Raw genomic sequence first — 18355 nt, 5'->3', positions numbered from 1 at the left:
TGTTGTCGCGGCGACGAGAGGAGCTTTTCCATGTCCCAGCTATTCGCCACGACGCCGCTTCCGGCGCGCCGCCCGCCGCTCGACGATGCCGTCGCCCCGCCGTCGTCGGGCTCCGACTATGACGTCGTCCGCCAGGCGATCGAGTTCATCTCCACCGAATACCGCGGCCAGCCCTCGCTTGCCGAGATCGCGGAGGCCGTCGATTTGCCGCCCGAGGCGCTGCAGGCGCTGTTCCAGCGCTGGGCCGGCCTGTCGCCGAAAGCCTTCCTGCAGGCGGTGACGATCGACCATGCGCGGCGCCTGCTGGGCGAGGGCGCCTCGCTGTTCGATGCCGCCTTCGACGTCGGCCTGTCCGGGCCGTCGCGGTTGCACGATCTCTTCGTCAAGCACGAGGCGATGTCGCCCGGCCTGTACAAGGCGCGGGGCGCGGGCATCGACTTCGTCTACGGCTTTGCGGCCTCGCCATTCGGCCGCGCCGTGGTGGTCGCGACCGACAAGGGGCTCGCCGGCATCGGCTTTTCCGAGGGCGGCGAGGCGGGCGACGCCCTGGCCTTTCAGGACATGGTGCGGCGCTGGCCGATGGCCGGCTTCACCCGCGACGATGCGAAAATCGCGGGGATCGCCGCCCGCAGTTTTCGGCCGGCGGAATGGCAGGAGGCGACGCCGCTGCGCATCGTCCTCATCGGGACGGATTTCGAGATTCGGGTTTGGCAGGCGCTGCTGACGGTGCCGGTCGGCCGGGCGACGACCTATTCGACGGTCGCCGAAGCCGTCGGCATGCCGAAGGCGGCCCGCGCGGTGGGGGCGGCGGTCGGGCGAAACCCGATCTCCTTCGTGGTGCCGTGCCACCGCGTCGTCGGCAAGTCCGGCGCGCTCACCGGCTATCACTGGGGCATCGCCCGCAAGCGCGCGATGCTCGGCTGGGAGGCCGGGCTGCTGTCGCGGGCATGACGGCCGCGCACGGCGGGGCACCAGGACGCCTGGATGCGGAGGACGCTGCCGAGGCCTTCCGGCGCCTCAGAGCCGAGATGCCCGGGCGCACGCCGACGGCCAAGGGGCCGAAGGACCAGCCGGATCCGTTCCGCTCCGTGGTCTCCTGCATTCTCTCGGCCCAGAGCCGCGATGCCAACACCGCACTGGCCGTCGACCAGCTGTTCGCGCTGGCACGGACGCCGGAGGCGGTGCTCGAGCTTTCAGAGCGCGAGATCGCTGCGGCGATCAAGCCTTGCGGCCTCTACAACATGAAGACGAAGAACATTCTGGCGCTTTGCCGGACCTTGATCGCCGAGCACGGGCGCATCGTGCCGGATACCCGCGAAGGGTTGATGGCGCTGCCGGGCGTCGGGCGCAAATGTGCCGACATCGTCTTGAGCTTCAGTTTCGGGCAGGACGTCATCGCCGTCGACACGCATGTCTTCCGCGTCGCCAACCGCATCGGCCTGACGGCGGCGAAGACCGCCGACGAGACCGCGCGGCAGCTGGACCGGGATGCTCCGGACTTTGCCCGCGCGGACGGCCATTTCTGGCTGATCCAGTTCGGCAAGGCGGTCTGCCAGGCACGCCGGCCCCTCTGCGAGACCTGCTTCCTCACCGATCTCTGCCGTTGGTACGCCGCCGTCCGGGACGGTGGCGAACCGGTTGAGCCGATCAGGCGCTGAGGACGGCCTTTTCGGCGACGGTCGAGTCCGCGTTGAGCCGGTAGACGATCGGGATGCCGGTGGCGATTTCCTCGGAAACGATGTCGGCGGGGCTCATGCCCTCCAGCGCCATCACCAGCGCCCGCAAAGAGTTGCCGTGTGCGGCGATGATGACGTTGTCGCCCGACAGCACCTTCGGCAGGATGTGGTGGATGTAATAGGGCCAGACGCGGGCGCCGGTATCCTTCAGGCTCTCGCCGCCGGGCGGGGCGATGTCGTAGGAGCGGCGCCAGATGTGCACCTGGTCCTCGCCCCACTTGGCGCGGGCATCGTCCTTGTTGAGGCCGGAGAGCTCGCCATAGTCACGCTCGTTAAGGGCGATGTCGCGGATGGTCGGGATGTGCGGCTGGCCGAGTTCCTCGAGCAGCAGGCTGAGGGTGCGCTGGGCGCGGAACAGCTCGCTGGTAAAGGCGGTGCCGACATGCAGTCCGTATTTGCGCAGGCGGCGTCCCGCGGTGCGGGCCTCCTCGACGCCCTTGTCAGTGAGGTCGGGGTCTTTCCAGCCGGTGAAGAGGTTCTGAAGATTCCATTCGCTCTGACCGTGACGGACGAGGACGAGGGTGCGGGTCATGCTTCACTCCAGCCAGCCGGATCGACGTGGGCCCGTCGCTCTCGGCAGAAGCGAGTGACGGGTCGGACCTTGAATCGCGGCCCTCAGGTGGTTTTGCCGCAAGCCGCGTCGCTTGGGAAGAGTCGCGATGGCCCGGCGGTCGTGCACCGCAAGGTTCAGGTGGGCTTGACGACAGGCAGGATAGCCGGCTCCGGATGCAATGGCGGCAATGGGTCGCCGGATGGAAGCGTCCTGGGGGGCGATCGAGAAAGGCGAGAGTTAGTCTTGCGGGGTCGTGCCGAGGCCGAGCACGTCGCGCATGGAATAGAGGCCTGGAGCCTTGCCGCGGGCCCAGAGCGCCGCCCGGAGCGCGCCGCGGGCGAAGATCGCGCGGTCCTCGGCGCGGTGGACGAATTCGATCCGCTCGCCTTCGCCGGCGAAGATCACGCCGTGCTCGCCGATCACCGAGCCGCCGCGCAGCGTCGCAAAGCCGATCGCCCCGGCCGGACGGGGGCCGGTATGGCCGTCGCGGACACGGACCGACGCTTCGCCGAGGTCCACCAGGCGGCCGGTGGCGGCGGCCTGGCCCAGCAGAAGCGCGGTGCCGGAGGGGGCATCTACCTTATGGCGGTGGTGCATTTCGAGGATTTCGATGTCGAAATCCTCCTCCGGCAGCGCGCGCGCGGCCATTTCGACCATGCTGGCCAGAAGATTGACCCCGAGGCTCATATTGCCCGACTTGACGATGACCGCGCCTTGCGCCGCCGCGGCGATCGCGGCGTCGTCTTCTGCCGTGCAGCCGGTGGTGCCGACGATGTGGACGATGCCGGCGTCCGCCGCATGGCGGGCGAGGGCGACCGAGGTGGCCGGCGTGCTGAAGTCGACAATCCCGTCGGCGCCGGCGAGCGCTTGCGCGATGTCGCTGGTGATGATGACCCCCGACGGCGACAGACCGGCGAGCTGGCCGACGTCAGTGCCGAGCGCCGGCGAGCCGTCCCGCTCTATACCGGCATGCAGCACCGCGCCTTGCAGGGCGTCGATCGTCAGCACCAGCATGCGTCCCATCCGCCCGGCGGCGCCGACGACGACCAGTTTCATCGCGTCCATCGAACGCTCCCCTTGAGATCAGGCGGTCAGCGCGTCACCGAGGCGGCGAGCGCCGCGGCATGGTGGTCACGCGGCTGAAGGCCGTGGAATTTCGAATAGAGCCCGTCCTGCCGGCCGAGCAGCTCGCTGTGCGTCCCACGTTCGACGACCTCACCGCCATCGATGACGAGAATCTGGTCGGCGCCGACGATGGTCGACAGCCGGTGGGCGACGACGAGCGTGGTGCGGCCCTTCATCACCGTGTAGAGCGCCGCCTGCACCAAGGTCTCCGACCGGTTGTCGAGCGCCGAGGTCGCCTCGTCGAGCAGGAGGATCGGCGCATTGCGCACCAGCGCGCGGGCGATCGAGAGGCGCTGGCGCTGGCCGCCCGACAGCGTCGTGCCGTTCTCGCCGAGCGGCGTGTCGAAGCCGTTCGGCTGGGTCAGGATGAACTCGGTCGCCTGCGCAAGGCTCGCTGCCGCCTCGATCTCCGCATCGGTCGCGTCGGGCCGGCCGTAGCGGATGTTGTCGCGGATCGTGCCCTCGAACAGATAGGGCTGCTGCGAGACATAGGCGATGTTGCCGCGGAGCGACGCCTTGGTGACGTCGCGGATGTCCTCGCCATCCACCAGGATCCGGCCTTCGGCGACGTCGTAGAAGCGCTGGACGAGCGAGATCACCGTCGACTTGCCGCCGCCGGACGAGCCGATCAGCGCCGTCGTCTTGCCGGCGGGCGCACGGAAGCTCAGCTTCCGCAGCACGAGCTCTTCCGGATAATAGCCGAAGTCGACGTTCTCGAAGACGATCTCGCCGCGGTCGACGGTCAGCACTTTTGCGTCCGGGGCATCCGGCTGGCGAGGCTTCAGGTCGAGGATCTCGTAGATCATCTGGGCGTTCACCAGCGCCCGCTCGAGCTGCACCTGTAGCTTGGCGAGGCGCCGGGCGGGATCGTAGGCGAGCAGCAGCGCGGTGATGAAGGCGAACATCGAGCCAGGCGAGTAGCCGTGCTCGATGGCGCGGTAGCCGGAATAGCCGATCACCGCCGCCACCGCGATGCCCGCGACCGTCTCGGTCACTGGGCCCGATCGCTCGGTGATCGCCGCGATGCGGTTCGACCGGCTTTCGGCGGCGAGGATCAGCGTCTCGATCCGGGCGCGCAGCGTCTCCTCCATGGTGAAGGCCTTCACCACGGTAATGCCCTGCGCCGTCTCCTGCATCGAGGCGAGAACGCGGGCGTTGAGGTCGATCGACTGGCGCGTCGCCACCCGCAGCTTCTTCGACAGGCTGGAGATCATCCAAGCCACTGGCGGCCCGGCGAGCAGCGCGATGCCCGAGAGCACCGGATCCTGGAAGATCATCACCCCGACCAGGAAGATCAGCGTCAGGAGGTCGCGGGCGATCGAGGTGACCGTGAGGTTCAGCGTGTCGCGGATGCCCGAGACGTTCTGGTTGATGCGCGCGGCAAGATGCGCGGAGCGGTTCTCGCCGAAGAAATCGACGGACAGCTCGGTCAGGTGGCGAAACAGCCGCCGCTGGTAGCGGGCGACGATGTTGTTGCCGATCCGCGACAGGATCACGCCCTGGAAATAGGTCGCGACGCCGCGCACCAGGAAGGTGAGGAAGATGGCGATCGGCAAGGCGAACAGCAGCGCGCGGTTCTGCTCGACGAAGATCTGGTCGATGACGTCGCGCATGATCCAGGCGAGGAAGGCGGTCGCGCCGGACACCACGACGAGGCAGCCGACCGCGATGGCGTACTGGCCGAGATAGTCGCGGCCGTTCTCGGCGATCACGCGCTTCAACAGCCGGATCACGAGGCCACGTTCGCGGTGGTCGGTCAGGGAAATCTTGGGTTTTTTCACGCTGGGCTATGCCGTCCGGAACACTCGATCGGGGGTCTATAGCCTCTCAGGCGCGTCCTGCCTATGCGCGAAGCCGGGGTCAGGCCGTCCAGCGGCGGCCTGTGGTCTCGATGCCGAAGAACCGCGGGGTCCGCGCGAAGGTCGCAAGACCCGACAGCGCCGCCAGCGGCTCGGTGATGATGTAGAGCGGGATCTCGCGCATCAGCGCTGAATGCGGCGCCTTGTCCTCGAAGGCCTGGCGCAGGCTTTCCTGCTTCAGGATCGGGATGATTCGCTGGAAGATGCCGCCACCGATGTAGACGCCGCCCCGCGCCATGAAGACCAACGCGAGATCTCCGGCGACGCGCCCGAGATAGGTGGCGAAGAGCTCGACCGCCTCGCCCGACTGGTCGTTGCGGCGGCTCGAGGCGGCCTCGGTGATCTCCGCCGGATCGGTATAGACCGGCGCCACGCCGTCGACCTTGCACAGCGCGTCGTAGATGTTGACGAGCCCGCGGCCGCACAGCACCTGTTCGGCCGAGACCCGGCCCTCGATGGTTTCGAGATGCGGCCAGATGGCGGTGTCGCGGTCGCTGCGCGGGCCGATGTCGATGTGGCCGCCTTCGCCGGCGACCGGGATCCACATCTTGCGGGCCCGCACGAGGCCAGCGACGCCAAGGCCGGTGCCGGGACCGACGACGACGCGGCTCGCGCCCTCGTGCGGCGTGCCGCCGCCGATCTTCTGACGGGAACGCTCGGGCAAGGATGACACCGCCAGCGCCTGCGCCTCGAAGTCGTTGAGGACGATGATCTCATGCAAGCCGAGGGTCTGCAGCATGCCGCGCGGCCGCACGACCCAGGCGCAGTTGGTGAGCGCAATCTCGTTGCCGTCGATCGGCCCGGCCACCGCCAGCACGGCCGATTTCGGCTGCAGCGAGGTCTTGTCGAGCACGGTCGCCTGGATCGCGTCGTCGAGCGTCGCGAAGTCGGCGGTCTTCACCACCGGAAAGGTCTTCGGCTCGGCGAAGGCATCCACAAGGAGCGCGAAGCGGGCATTGGTGCCGCCGATGTCGCCGATCAGGATCGGAAACTTCAGGGCCTGGCTGCTGTCGAGCGTCAGGGACATGGACCACCTGCCTTAAATCGATTGGTAAGCCCGCGGATTATCGCATTCACCGTCGAAAGCAAAGCCTGACCGGTCGGTCCCCCAAGGCAAAACCGGCTTGGTGCTCAGCCTACTGCAGCGGCCGGGACGAGGGGATCGGCACGCTCATTGGCGGCGTCGGGGCAAAGCCTGCGGCGGAAGCCGGCAAGGCGGTGGAGGCCGATGGCGTCAAGGCCGGGCGCGTCGTCGCGGCATAGGCGGTGCCGGCACCATCGGGGGCATTCAGGACGACGCGGCAGGCCTTGGGCATCGCCGACATCATCAGCGGCGCGCGGGGCTTTGGCGGCGGCGAGCCCGGCTTCGGCGGCTTCAGGGCGACGTTGAACCAGTAGTCGAGATCGCCGCAGCCATCATTGCTCGACGGCCGGTCCTGCGCCTCGCAACCGGGCGAACCCGCCTGGCAGGTGAGGCGGACGTGGAAATGCTCATCATGCCCGTACATCGGCCGGACCTTGCTCAGCCAGGAGCGGTCGCCCCCGACGGTCTGGCAGAGCTTGCGCTTGACCCCGGGGTTGACGAAGATCCGCTCGATCTTCGGGTTCACCGCGGCCAGCTTCAGGATGTTCTCGTAGCTTTTGTTCCAGACGCGGTCGTCGACCTGGAACGTGCCTTTCCGCAGCACCGAGCGGAACGGAAAGTCCTCGCGTTCAGCGGCCGTCAGGCGCGGCGAGGGCATCGGCTGGAACCAGATGTCGGCGTCGAGGCCGATCTGGTGCGAGGCGTGTCCCGACGCCATGGGCCCGCCGCGCGGCTGCGAGATGTCGCCGACGAGGATGCCCGGCCAGATGCCCTTGGCAGCGGAGTCCTTGGAGAACTGTTCGAGAAAGGCGATCATCGCCGGATGGCCCCAGCGGCGGTTGCGCGAAAGGCGCATTTCCTGCCAGGTCGGACCGTCCACCGGCAGCGCCACGGCGCCGGCAATGCAGCCCTTGGAGTAGAAGCCAAGGCTCTCGGTCGGCATCGCCGCGGGCAGTTGCGCCGCGCCGAACAGCTGCTTGGCCGGCACGGATTGTGCTGCGGCCGGAAGGCCGCCCAGCGCCAGGGCGGCAAGCACCGTGGTGGCAAGCGTCGCGATGCCCGCGACCCGGTTCAGCGTTTTCCTGCTCATGCCCTGCACCCCGTCGGCGTCGCGCCGGCTCCCATCCCGCATGACGTGCACGCGGGGTGGGACCTTTTCGTGACCTTGGCGACACTGGCGCCGGAAAGCCTGCGCGAAGCTGGCGGGCGGTTCAGGGGAGGATGGGCGTCATTCCGCTTTTCTCGATCGCCGGGGCGGCGGTCTTGGAGGCGAGGAAGTCGATCAGTTCCTTGGCGGCCTCCGGCTCCTTCGACCCGACGACGAGGCCGGCGGAAAAGACCGTGACCTTCTGGACGTCGTCCGAAAGCACGCCGACGAAGTCCAAGCCCTCGATCGGCAGCAGCTCGGAGACCTGCTGGAAGCCGAGCTCGGCATCGCCGCGGGCGACCACGGTGCCGACGCGCTCGCTCTCGATCCGCTTCGCCTTGTCCTTGATCGCGTCCATCACGCCGAGGCGCGGAAACAGCTCTTCCGACAGGTAGGTCCCGCTGGCGCTGGCGGAATAGGCGATCGACTTGGCCTCAACCAGCGTCTTCTTCAGCGCGTCGGCCGACGAGATGTCGGGCTTCGGTTCACCCTTGCGCACGGACACGCCGATCAGGGAGTTTGCGAGATCGACGCGGCTGCCGGGCACCACCTCCCCAGCCTCGATCAACTTGTCCATCGCACCGGACGCCATGATGACGACGTCGGCCGGCTCGCCGCGCTTCAGTCGGCTGGGGATGGAGTCGGAGGCGCCGCCTTGCGAGGCGCCATAAGCGCTCTCGACGTCGTGCTGTGTGGTCTTCTCGAACGCCGGCAGGACTTCCTTATAGGCGGCGGTCAGTCCGCCGGAGGCCATGACGTGGATCTCGGCCGCCAGCGGCGAGACCGTCGAGAGAACAAGGGCGGCAAGGCCCGCGACGGCGGTCCCGGAAAGCCTGGAGATGTGAAGCATGCGATTCCTCCCAAATGCGTTCTGCCCCGACAGCGGCCGGGGCAGAAATGCACCTAGAAGGAGAATGCGACGAAAAGGCGCAGGAGATGGGTCGCATCGCCAGAGAGTTGTGGGCGCGCATTCGTCCTAAAGAGCGTCAGGTCCGCAGCACGCCGCCCGCGGCCTTCGCCACCTGCGCGACGATCTTCGCCGACACCGCCTCCAGCTCCTCGTCGGTCAGCGTGCGCTCCATCGGCCGCAGCGTCACCTCGACCGCGACCGACTTCTTGTCGTCGCCGAGCGCTGCACCGACGAAGATGTCGAACACCCGGACCTCCGACACCAGCTTGCGGTCGGCGCCCTCCACCGCGCGCAGGATCTTCTGCGTCTCGGTAGCAGCATCGACGACGAAGGCGAAGTCGCGTCGCACCGGCTGGAAGCTCGACAGGTTCAGCACCGGCTTGGTGCGGGTGGCCTTGCGCTTCGGCTCCGGGATCTCGCCGAGGAACACCTCGAAGCCGGCAAAGGCACCGGTGGCCCCCATGGTCTTCAGGGTCCGCGGGTGGAACTCGCCGAACTCGGCGAGCACGACCTTCGGGCCGAGCTTGATCCGGCCCGAGCGGCCGGGATGATACCAGGCGCTGGCGCCGGACTCGATCTGTAGGTTGGCGACCGGCGCGCCGGCAGCCTCTAGCGCGGCGATCGCATCGGCCTTGGCGTCGTAGACGCCGACGGGCGCGGCATTACCGCTCCAGAAGCGCCCGGCGCCGGTAAGGCCTGCCGTGCCGCGGCGGATGCCGCCGGCGACGCGACGCTGGCCGTCCGGGAGGTCCGAGGCGTAGACGTGGCTGACCTCGAACAGCGCGACGTCGGAATTGCCCCGCGCGGCATTGCGGCCGGCGGCGGCGATGAGGCTCGGCAGCAGCGAGGGGCGCATGTCCGAGAGGTCGGCCGAGATCGGGTTGGCCAGCCGCAGCGCGTCCGCCCCGCCGCCGAAGGCTTTCGCGTGGGCTTCCGGCACGAAGGAATAGGTCACCGCCTCGACCATGCCGCGGGCGGCGAGCGCCCGGCGCGCGGCCTTGTCGCGGATCTGCGGCGTCGTCAGGATGCGGCCGTTGACCGAGCCGAGGGGGGCGAGCGGCCGCGGCTCGATGAGGTCGACGCCCTTCATCCGCATCACCTCCTCGACGAGGTCGGCGCTGCCCTCGACGTCCGGCCGCCAGGTCGGCGGCACGACGGTCGCGCCGTCCGCATCGGCGCTGACCTCGAAGCCGAGGCGGGTGAGGAAGCCGGTCTGCTCCTCCGCCGACACGGCAAGGCCGGTCAGCCGCTCAACCTCGGTGAAGGCGAGGCGGATCGAGCGCCGATCGGGCGTTGTCTTGCCGGTGACTGCTACGTCCGACGCCGTGCCGCCGCAGATCTCCAGCACCAGCCGCGTCGCGAGTTCCAGCCCCGGCTCCATGAAGTCGGGGTCAACGCCGCGCTCGAAGCGGTAGCGGGCATCGGTGATGATGCCGAGCGCGCGGCCGGTGCGGGCGACGTTCAGCGGCTCCCACAGCGCCGATTCGATCAGCACGTCGGCCGTGCCCTCGTCGCAGCCCGAGGCCTCGCCGCCCATGATGCCGGCGATGGACTCGACGCCCTTGTCGTCGGCGATGATGCACATGCCGGGCGACAGCGTGTGGGTGCGGCCGTCGAGGCCGAGGATAGTCTCGCCCTCGCGGGCGCTGCGCACCACGAGATCGCCCGAGACCTTGGCGGCATCGAAGACGTGCAGCGGGCGGCCGCAGTCGAAGGTGAGGTAGTTGGTGATGTCGACCAGCGCCGAGATCGGGCGCAGGCCGATCGCCAGCAGACGCTTCTGCATCCAGTCCGGCGAGGGGCCGGTCTTGACGCCCGACACTTTGCGCAAGCCAAAGCCGCGGCAGAGCGAGGCGCCCTCGGCGAAGTCCAGGCGGACGGCGACGGGGCAGGGACCGTTGCCGGCGATCGGCTCGGTCGCCAGCGGCTTCAGCTTGCCGAGGCCGGCGGCGGCGAGATCGCGCGCGATGCCGTGAATGCCGGTGGCATCCGGCCGGTTCGGCGTCAGCCCGATCTCGACCACGGGATCGGCAAGATCGGCATAGTCGGCGAAGGCCGTGCCGACGGGGGCGTCCGCCGGAAGGTCGATGATGCCGTTGTGCTCGTCGGAGAGCAGCAGCTCGCGCTCCGAGCACATCATGCCGTTGGACTCGACGCCGCGAATCTTGCCGACGCCGAGCGTCACGTCGAGACCGGGGACGTAGGTGCCGGGCAGGCCGAGCACGCCGATGAGCCCGGCGCGGGCGTTCGGCGCGCCGCAGACCACCTGCAGCGGCTGGCCGCCGTTCACCTCGGGTCCGGCGTCGACCATCAGCACCTGCAGCTTGTCGGCGTCGGGATGGCGCTCGGCGGAGAGCACCCGCGCGATGCGGAACGGGCGCATCGCCGCCTTGTCGTCGATGCCATCGACCTCGAGGCCGAGCGAGGTGAGCTTGTCGCAGAGCTCGGCGAGCGGCGCCTCGGTCTCGAGATGGTCCTTCAACCAAGAGAGCGTGAATTTCATGATGTCATCGACCTCAGGTCATCGGCCGGGCTTTCCCGCGGCAGAAAGGGTGTTGCGTGGGGGCCGGCGCAGGCCGTCAGAAGGGACCGCGCGGGGGATCGGCGGGCGGCAGCGGCGCGGTCGGCTGGACCGTCTGGATCGGCGTCCGCTCGGCCGCCTTCGTGAAGACGAAGCGGTAGACGAGAAGCGCCGACAGCGCGAAGCCGAAGACCGCGAGCAACGGCCCGATCGTCGTCGCGACATTGCCGATCATGACCGCTCCGACCAGGACCGGCAGTGCGAAGCCGACGAAGAAGGAAGCGAGCGCTGCCGGCGTCTGCGACATGTAGTGGTAGAAGACGGCGAAGATCACGCTGACCACCACGGCGACCGCGATGCCGCCGAAAGTGTCGACGAGGGCGAGGTAGTCGCCGGCGAACAGCCAGGCGAGAACGAGGAACACCAGCACGCCGATCACCGCACCGCAGACGACGCCGATCGCTTCTAGAAAGATCAGTCGGATGGACATCAGGACCCCGCCAAGTGTGTGAGTAATGCGCGTGCTTCGAACCCGGCCCACTTTAGCGCGGGAGCTGGGACTGCCATCGTGCACTTCATGATCGACGGTCTCTGAACAGAAGATGGGCGGCCAGCATGCGGCAGTCGGTCGAATTGATCGCGATACTTTCGATATCGGTGATCGCCCCCCGTGCCAGCTCGAGAAGGTCTTCCGCCTCGCTCCGCGAAAACAGGTCCGGGGACGGCGGCAGGTAGTCGGCTCGGAAGCGTTCCGCCTGAAGCCTGGTTAGGTTCGAGCCGATCTTTCGCAGCTTCTCGTTATCCTTCAGCGGTGATCGGGCAAAGGTCTGCTTCATCGATCCGTGTTCGAGCGTCCGGTAGATTCGCTCGTAGCTCTCGTCGTTGCGGGGCGCTCCCCGGGAAAGATGGTCAGCGCAGAGACGCGCCATAGCATGGAAGCATGCATAATAGGCCGTGCTGATAGCCCTGCGCCGGAAGGCGGCACTGCGACGCCCCTCCCGCTGCAGCATCTCAGCCGCCTCCATCATCCGCCATGCCATCGAGCGCGATGCCATCTACTCGGCATCCTCTTCATCCTCATCGCCCTCGTCTTCATCCGGCTCGGATGGACGATGGGTGCCAAGATACATCCAGCGATCCTCGCCATCGCTGCGCAGTAGCTGCTGCAACTCGTCCGAGCCGTCGATAAGCACCCGCGCGGGAACCTGCTGGTTCACCATCGCGACGACCCGGTACACATCCGTTCCGTCGAAGTCGCGCTCCTCCCGGACGTTGATATCGGACAAGCCAAAAGGGGCGAGACGGGGAGTGAGGACGCGGAGAGCTCGCTCCCTGACCTCATCCGTCGTCATCGGGGAATAGACGCGGCGCATGTCCTATCTCCCTTCAAGTCGGAACTAGCTGCTCAGGCCACCGAACAGCGTCGGCACGTCGAGCGGGCGGAAGCCGTAATGCTCGATCCATCGCACGTCGGCGTCGAAGAAGTCGCGCAAGTCCGGCATGCCGTATTTCAGCATGGCGATGCGGTCGATGCCCATGCCCCAGGCGAAGCCCTGGTACTCCGCCGGGTCGAGCCCGACGCCGCGCAAGACATTCGGGTGCACCATGCCGCAGCCGAGGATTTCGAGCCAGTCCGTGCCCTCGCCGAAGCGGATCTCCGAGCCCGAGCGGTCGCACTGGATGTCGACCTCCATGCTCGGTTCGGTGAACGGGAAGAAGGACGGGCGAAAGCGCATGTTGAGGCTCTCGACCTCGAAGAAGGTCTTGCAGAACTCGGTCAGCACCCACTTCATGTTCGCGACATTGGCCGTCTTGTCGATGACGAGGCCCTCGACCTGGTGGAACATCGGCGTGTGCGTGGCGTCCGAGTCCTGGCGGTAGGTCTTGCCGGGGATGACGATGCGGATCGGCGGCTTCTGCGCTTCCATCGTCCGAATCTGCACCGGCGAGGTGTGCGTGCGCAGCAGCTTGCGCTCGCCGTTTGCGTCCGGCTGGAGGAAGAACGTGTCGTGCATCTCGCGGGCGGGATGGCCGACGGGGAAGTTCAGCGCGGTGAAGTTGTAGTGGTCGGTCTCTATGTCCGGCCCGTCGGCGATCGAGAAGCCCATGTCGGCGAAGATCGCGGTGATCTCGTCGATCACCTGGCTGATCGGGTGCAGCCGGCCGCGGGAAGCGGGCGTCGGCCGCACCGGCAACGTGACGTCGAGCGTCTCGGCGGCCAGGCGGGCTGATATCGCGACATCGGCCAGCGCCTCGCGGCGTTCGGCGAGGGCCGCGGTGACGCGGTCGCGCAGGCCGTTGAGCTTCGGACCTTCCTCGCGGCGCTCGTCCGGGCTCATCTTGCCGAGCCCCTTCAAGAGCTCGGAGATCTCGCCCTTCTTGCCGAGCGCGGCGACGCGGATCGCTTCCAGCGCGGCCTCATCGGCGGCGCCGGTGATGGCGGTCGTCAGTTGCGCCTCGAGCGCGGCAAGATCGGTCACGGTCCACTCCATCCGGGTAGGTCGATTGGCCCAGTGCGTCGTCCGTCCGCTAGGACGCACGACGCACTATCGGCCTTTGCCGGGGTTCTAACGTGCCGGGACGGCGAAGAAAAGCGCTCCCGCCATTCAGGCGATGCGCTTGCGCCCCTGCCACGAAAAAGGCCCGCGGGCGAATGCCGGCGGGCCTTTTGAAGGTCAGATGGAAAGTCTGCTGCCTCAGGCAGCTACGCTGCCCTTAAGCGGCGCGGACTTCGCCGATCGCCCGCTCGTACGAGTTGGGGTTCTGTTCCTTCAGGTAGTCGAGCGCGGCCTTGGCCGAGGCGCAGAGCGCCGCGAAGGCTTCCGGCTCGTGGATCGCGAGGTCGGACATGACCTTCCGGTCGACTTCGATGCCGGTCTTGGTCAGGCCGTCGATGAAGCGGGCGTAGGTCAGGCCGTGCTCGCGGACAGCGGCGTTGATGCGCTGGATCCAGAGGGCGCGGAAGTTGCGCTTCTTGGTGCGACGGTCGCGCGTGGCGTACTGCTTCGACCGGTCGACGGCGGCGAGCGCCGTGCGGATGGTGTTCTTCCGGCGGCCGCGGAAACCCTTGGCCTGCTCGAGAACCTTCTTGTGCTTGGCGTGCGAGGTGACGCCTCTTTTAACGCGTGCCATGATCTTGCTCCTTGATCTCTAACGCTGCCGGGCCGCTTAGCGGTTGTACGGCATGTAAATCTTGACGATCCGCTCGTCGGGCTTGGACAGAATCATCGTCCCGCTCGTGTTGCGCAGAAAGTCGTTGGAGCGTTTGATCATGCCATGGCGCTTGCCGGCAGGACCGGCCTTGACGCGGCCGTTGGCAGTGAAGCGGAAGCGCTTTTTCGCGGCCGCCTTGGTCTTCATCTTGGGCATTTTGCTCTCCTTGAGTGGAAGCGCGGCAGCGGTCACCGCTCGGGGAGCGGGGTCGCCAGCAATTCGAAGAATTTCGGATTGTCGCGCGGGGCATTTGGAGCGGCCACGGCATGCCCTGCCGGGTCGCTCGGTCGAAGACGGTCCCTATAGCGGACGGACCGGTGAAAAAGCAAGACCGGAAGCAGCTTTCGCCGTCCCGGTCCTGCTCTATTCTGCTGCTCCGCCCGCTGGCGGAAAAGGGCCTGTTGCCGGGACGCTCGCCCGGCATCAGCCGGTCAGCCGCGCGGGGCGAGGACCATCATCATCTGGCGGCCTTCGAGCTTCGGCTCGGCCTCCACCTTGGCGATTTCCGCCGTCTCGTCGCGAACCCGGTTCAGAAGGACCATTCCGAGGTCCTGGTGCGCCATTTCACGGCCACGGAAGCGCAGGGTCAGCTTGACCTTGTCGCCTTCCTCGAAGAAGCGGCGGACCGCCTTCATCTTGGTCTCGTAGTCATGATCGTCGATGTTCGGACGCATCTTGATCTCCTTGACCTCGACCGTCTTCTGGCGCTTGCGCTGTTCGGCGGCCTTCTTCTGGCCCTCGTACTTCAGCTTGCCGAGATCGAGGATCTTGCAGACCGGCGGATTGGCGGTCGGAACGATCTCGACGAGATCCAACCCGGCTTCTTCGGCGAGCGCCAGAGCTTCGGCCGTCGGCGTCGGGCCGCGATTCTGGCCTTCAGCATCGATCAGCTGGACGAAGGGGATCCGGATGTCCTTGTTGGAACGCGGCCCTTCCTTCTGGACCGGCGGCGCACGAAATGGTCTGCGAATGGTCGTTGTCTCCTGGCTGTTGACGACACACGTTGACGGTACACGGTGGTGGCGGATCAAGGGGCCGGCGGGTTGCCAGCCGGGCCCGCTCGGGCTCCGCTCACGCTGATGCTTTATCTTTGATGCCGGGCCTGATGCTGGTGTTTGATTCCAAGCGTCACCCCGGTAGCTCCCCTGATATAGCACGGACGAACTGCATTTTCACCTCATCGTGTCAAGAAATGACGCGCCCCGCCTGAAACGGTCCGCAGGAAATCGCCATGAGCACCACGACCTCTCCCGACGCCCCGCATTTCATCGCCGTCGGCGAGGGGGAGGCGCGCCGCGACATCGCCTGCCGCAGCCTCGAGGGCTCGTCCCCCGCGCTGCTCTGGCTCGGCGGCTATCGCTCCGACATGCGCGGCGGCAAGGCCGAGCGGCTGTCGGCGTTGGCGGCGGGCGCAGGGCTCGGCTTCTGCCGCTTCGACTATTCCGGCCACGGCGAGTCCGGCGGCAGCTTCCTCGACGGCACCATCTCGCGCTGGCTGGAGGAGGCGCAGGCGGTGCTCGCCGCCATGCCGGCGGGGCCGGTCATCCTCGTCGGGTCGTCGATGGGCTGCTGGATCGCGCTGCGCCTCGTCGCGGAGCTCCGCAAGGCGGGCGCCGGACAGCGGATCGCAGGCCTCTTGCTGCTCGCGCCGGCGCCCGACTTCACCCGCCGGCTCGTCGAGCCCGCTCTGTCCGAGGCGCAGAAGGCCGATCTCGCGATGCAGGGCTTCTGCACCGAGCCTTCCGCCTACTCGCCCGAGCCGACGATCTATACGCGGGCCCTGCTCGATGACGGCGCTCGGAACCTCGTGATGGACGATCTGATCGAGACCGGCTGCCCCGTCCACGTCATCCAGGGGATGATGGACCCGGACGTGCCCTTCAGCCATGCCCTCGATCTCGTGACGCTGCTGCCCTCCGAGGGCGTGGTGCTGACCCTCGTTCGCGACGGCGACCACCGGCTGTCACGCGAAGAAGACCTTCTGCGCATCGAGCAAGCCGCGCGCGATCTCGTCTCCCAAGCGCGCGGCAGCTAACGGACGAAAGGTTACGGCCTCGAGATAGGGCTGACCGAATTGTCGCAGGCCTGTGACCGAAACGTCACAAGCCTGTTGTGAGCCGGGCGAAGTGCCTGTGCCACCGGGGCTTTTCGGTTTTTCCTCCCATGCACCCGCCTGCCGATGGCGTGTCGTCGACCGCCAAAACCTTGCCTCAGCCGTGTCCGGCCGGGACCGCCGCGTTGACTAGTTTTTGCGATGCACCCACCATCCCCTGGTCAGCAGATATTTCCGGTCTCGGAGGTCAGGCATGCAGGGAGCTCGCGCCATCGGCGCCGGGTTGGCGGTTGTCCTATGGGTTTTGACAGGGGTGGGCGCCGCAAGCGCCGACGCCATGACCGTCGGCCTTTCGACCACGGTGCCCATCGGGCATCATCTCTTCTGCCAGGAAAACCAGGGCGATTGTACGCGCCAGCCCGGGCCGCTCGCGCCGCCGGCGGCACTGACCACCGGCCTTGCGGCCACCGTCGCCGCGATCAACACCGCCACCAATGCCGCGATCGAGCCGATGTCGGATGTCGAGCAGTACGGCGTCGAGGAGCGCTGGACCTATCCCGGCCGGCGGGGCGACTGCGAGGACTACGTCCTCTCAAAGCGCCGGGCCTTGCACGCCGCCGGCATCTCGCTCGGCGACCTCCTGATTACCGTGGTGCGCAAGCGCAACGGCGAGGGGCACGCGGTGCTGACGCTGCGCACCACGGCGGGCGACTTCGTGCTCGACAACCTCGACTGGCGGGTCAAGCCCTGGCGGGACACGCCCTATACCTACGTCAAGCGGCAGAGCGCCCTCGATCCGCGCGACTGGCTGTCGATCGCCGACGGCCTCGATGTGGCGACCAGCGCGGTGCGGAAGTAAGGGGGATGCGAAGGAAGCGAGGCTTGCGGAGCTACCGCTCGTCCTCGTCGGTCTCGGGGCTCGATAGTTCCTCGGCCGGGCCGGGGATGACGTAAGCGCCGGAAAGCCAGCGGTTGAGGTCTACCGCCTTGCAGCGCGGCGAGCAGAACGGAAACGTCGCCTGGCTCGATGCCTTCTTGCATTCCGGGCATTTTCCGCGCGGGCGCAGCGGGGTGACCGTCGCGGTCATGTCGCTGCCGGCGCGGCGCCGGGATCGCGCCAGCGCTGGTGGATGTCGAAGCCTTCGCCGCCGATCAGCGCGATCGTCTCGTAGAGCGGCAGGCCGACGACGTTGGTATAGGAGCCGACGAGGCGCACGACAAAGCTGCCGGCGAGGCCCTGGATGGCGTAGCCGCCGGCCTTGCCGCGCCATTCGCCGGAGGCAAGGTAGCTGTCGATGTCGTCGCGCGACAGGCGCTTGAAGCGCACCCGCGTCTCGACCAGCCGCTGGCGCAGCTTCTCCGACGGGCCGATCAGGCAGACGCCGGTGTGGACGCGGTGCGTGCGGCCCGAGAGGATGCGCAGGTTCGCCACCGCGTCGTCGATCAGCTCGGCCTTCGGCAGGATCTGCCGGCCGACGGAGACGACGGTGTCGGCCGAGAGCACCAGCCGATTCTCACCCTCGCCGCGCTCCTTGAGGATGGCGAAGGCGGTCTCGGCCTTGGTCTTCGACAGCCGCTTGGCGAGCGAGCGCGGGTGCTCGGCACGTTCCGGCGTCTCGTCGACGTCGGCCGGCAGCAGCCGCTCGGGCTCGATGCCCGCCTGCTGCAGAAGCTCCAGCCGCCGGGGCGAACCGGAGGCGAGCACGAGGTGGAGCTTCGTTGCCATCAGGCCGATACGTCCCGCCCGCTACTTGAAGCGGTAGGTGATGCGACCCTTGCTGAGGTCGTAGGGGGTCATCTCGACCAGCACCTTGTCACCGGTCAGCACGCGGATGCGGTTCTTGCGCATGCGGCCGGCGGTGTGCGCGATGATCTCGTGGTCGTTCTCGAGCTTGATGCGAAAGGTCGCATTCGGGAGGAGTTCGGTCACCAGACCCGGGAATTCGAGAACTTCTTCTTTCGCCATACGGACCTCAAACGGGAAAGGCGGCCGACGCTTTGGTCGGAGCCGCCAGGGACGGCCACGTCGCGACGTGGCCCTGAAGGAATGAATTGCGCCTTAAATCAGGCCTTTCGGCCGAAAAAGCAAGGCGGCGGGCGGCACGACGCCGTCCGCAAGGTAAAATCGCGCCAGCGCCGCCCCGGCAGAGGGAC

General features: G+C 67.6%; 21 protein-coding genes. 4 read left to right on the top strand and 17 right to left on the bottom strand.

Annotated features, from left to right (window positions below; translation table 11 throughout):
* Positions 1 to 30 precede the first annotated feature (30 nt).
* Positions 31 to 951 carry a methylated-DNA--[protein]-cysteine S-methyltransferase gene (locus tag ACZLZQ_RS03690; RefSeq protein ID WP_472948210.1) on the top strand — a complete coding sequence of 307 codons (921 nt, stop codon included), beginning with the start codon at positions 31 to 33 and terminating at the stop codon, positions 949 to 951.
* Positions 952 to 1028: 77 nt separating this feature from the next.
* Positions 1029 to 1658 carry an endonuclease III domain-containing protein gene (locus ACZLZQ_RS03685; RefSeq protein ID WP_472948209.1) on the top strand — a complete coding sequence of 210 codons (630 nt, stop codon included), beginning with the start codon at positions 1029 to 1031 and terminating at the stop codon, positions 1656 to 1658.
* Here the strand turns inward: ACZLZQ_RS03685 and ACZLZQ_RS03680 are convergent.
* From ACZLZQ_RS03680 to infC, 14 genes are all read right to left on the bottom strand, one after another.
* Positions 1648 to 2268 (bottom strand): 2,3-bisphosphoglycerate-dependent phosphoglycerate mutase, encoded by a 621-nt coding sequence (locus ACZLZQ_RS03680; protein ID WP_472932003.1) that lies wholly within the window; start codon positions 2266 to 2268, stop codon positions 1648 to 1650. The genes ACZLZQ_RS03685 and ACZLZQ_RS03680 overlap by 11 nt on opposite strands.
* A 258-nt stretch (positions 2269 to 2526) precedes the next feature.
* Positions 2527 to 3354: a 4-hydroxy-tetrahydrodipicolinate reductase gene (gene dapB / locus ACZLZQ_RS03675; RefSeq protein WP_472948208.1), complete on the bottom strand. Its 828-nt coding sequence runs from the start codon at positions 3352 to 3354 to the stop codon at positions 2527 to 2529.
* 26 nt (positions 3355 to 3380) lie between these two features.
* Entirely contained in the window at positions 3381 to 5180 is a 1800-nt protein-coding gene (locus ACZLZQ_RS03670; protein ID WP_472948438.1) for an ABC transporter ATP-binding protein, read from the bottom strand.
* Between the two features lie 94 nt (positions 5181 to 5274).
* On the bottom strand, positions 5275 to 6300 hold the full coding sequence (locus ACZLZQ_RS03665) for a glucokinase (RefSeq protein WP_472932005.1): 1026 nt from the start codon (positions 6298 to 6300) through the stop codon (positions 5275 to 5277).
* 109 nt (positions 6301 to 6409) lie between these two features.
* Positions 6410 to 7447 (bottom strand): penicillin-insensitive murein endopeptidase, encoded by a 1038-nt coding sequence (gene mepA / locus ACZLZQ_RS03660; RefSeq protein WP_472948207.1) that lies wholly within the window; start codon positions 7445 to 7447, stop codon positions 6410 to 6412.
* Between the two features lie 121 nt (positions 7448 to 7568).
* Positions 7569 to 8354, bottom strand: a complete 786-nt coding sequence (gene modA, locus ACZLZQ_RS03655; protein WP_472948206.1) for a molybdate ABC transporter substrate-binding protein — start codon at positions 8352 to 8354, stop codon at positions 7569 to 7571.
* A gap of 136 nt (positions 8355 to 8490) precedes the next feature.
* Positions 8491 to 10917, bottom strand: a complete 2427-nt coding sequence (pheT, locus tag ACZLZQ_RS03650) for a phenylalanine--tRNA ligase subunit beta (protein WP_472948205.1) — start codon at positions 10915 to 10917, stop codon at positions 8491 to 8493.
* Positions 10918 to 10993: 76 nt separating this feature from the next.
* The gene (locus tag ACZLZQ_RS03645) at positions 10994 to 11425 is read right to left on the bottom strand and encodes a hypothetical protein (protein ID WP_472932009.1); all 432 of its coding nucleotides are present in this window, start codon (positions 11423 to 11425) and stop codon (positions 10994 to 10996) included.
* Between the two features lie 85 nt (positions 11426 to 11510).
* Positions 11511 to 11945, bottom strand: coding sequence for a hypothetical protein (locus ACZLZQ_RS03640; RefSeq protein WP_472948204.1), 435 nt, complete (start codon positions 11943 to 11945; stop codon positions 11511 to 11513).
* 45 nt (positions 11946 to 11990) lie between these two features.
* Positions 11991 to 12308 (bottom strand): hypothetical protein, encoded by a 318-nt coding sequence (locus ACZLZQ_RS03635; protein ID WP_472948203.1) that lies wholly within the window; start codon positions 12306 to 12308, stop codon positions 11991 to 11993.
* A gap of 24 nt (positions 12309 to 12332) precedes the next feature.
* On the bottom strand, positions 12333 to 13415 hold the full coding sequence (gene pheS, locus ACZLZQ_RS03630) for a phenylalanine--tRNA ligase subunit alpha (protein ID WP_472948202.1): 1083 nt from the start codon (positions 13413 to 13415) through the stop codon (positions 12333 to 12335).
* 235 nt (positions 13416 to 13650) lie between these two features.
* Complete coding sequence (rplT, locus tag ACZLZQ_RS03625) at positions 13651 to 14067, bottom strand: 50S ribosomal protein L20 (RefSeq protein WP_472932013.1); 417 nt, start codon at positions 14065 to 14067, stop codon at positions 13651 to 13653.
* Between the two features lie 36 nt (positions 14068 to 14103).
* A complete protein-coding gene (gene rpmI / locus ACZLZQ_RS03620) occupies positions 14104 to 14304 on the bottom strand; it encodes a 50S ribosomal protein L35 (RefSeq protein WP_472932014.1) in 201 nt (66 codons plus the stop codon).
* Between the two features lie 275 nt (positions 14305 to 14579).
* Positions 14580 to 15119: a translation initiation factor IF-3 gene (gene infC, locus ACZLZQ_RS03615; protein WP_472932380.1), complete on the bottom strand. Its 540-nt coding sequence runs from the start codon at positions 15117 to 15119 to the stop codon at positions 14580 to 14582.
* Between the two features lie 260 nt (positions 15120 to 15379).
* On the opposite strand from infC, the gene ACZLZQ_RS03610 reads away from it, so the two are divergent.
* Both ACZLZQ_RS03610 and ACZLZQ_RS03605 read left to right on the top strand, forming a co-directional pair.
* Positions 15380 to 16183, top strand: coding sequence for an alpha/beta hydrolase (locus ACZLZQ_RS03610; RefSeq protein WP_472948201.1), 804 nt, complete (start codon positions 15380 to 15382; stop codon positions 16181 to 16183).
* 271 nt (positions 16184 to 16454) lie between these two features.
* On the top strand, positions 16455 to 17060 hold the full coding sequence (locus tag ACZLZQ_RS03605; RefSeq protein WP_472948200.1) for a transglutaminase-like cysteine peptidase: 606 nt from the start codon (positions 16455 to 16457) through the stop codon (positions 17058 to 17060).
* Positions 17061 to 17091: 31 nt separating this feature from the next.
* Here ACZLZQ_RS03605 and yacG read toward each other — a convergent pair whose 3' ends face one another.
* The 3 genes from yacG to infA are packed head-to-tail and all read right to left on the bottom strand — an operon-like array spanning position 17092 to position 18167.
* Positions 17092 to 17289 carry a DNA gyrase inhibitor YacG gene (yacG, locus tag ACZLZQ_RS03600; RefSeq protein ID WP_472932017.1) on the bottom strand — a complete coding sequence of 66 codons (198 nt, stop codon included), beginning with the start codon at positions 17287 to 17289 and terminating at the stop codon, positions 17092 to 17094.
* Positions 17286 to 17927 carry a Maf-like protein gene (locus tag ACZLZQ_RS03595; RefSeq protein WP_472948199.1) on the bottom strand — a complete coding sequence of 214 codons (642 nt, stop codon included), beginning with the start codon at positions 17925 to 17927 and terminating at the stop codon, positions 17286 to 17288. Before ACZLZQ_RS03595 ends, yacG begins: the two co-directional genes overlap by 4 nt.
* Before the next feature lie 21 nt (positions 17928 to 17948).
* Complete coding sequence (gene infA / locus ACZLZQ_RS03590; protein ID WP_056509387.1) at positions 17949 to 18167, bottom strand: translation initiation factor IF-1; 219 nt, start codon at positions 18165 to 18167, stop codon at positions 17949 to 17951.
* Positions 18168 to 18355 lie beyond the last annotated feature (188 nt).

This window comes from Mesocryomonas lacus (genome assembly GCF_055730105.2).
The sequence above is the reverse complement of the archived record's forward strand: the minus strand, read 5'-3'. Positions and strand labels throughout refer to the sequence as shown.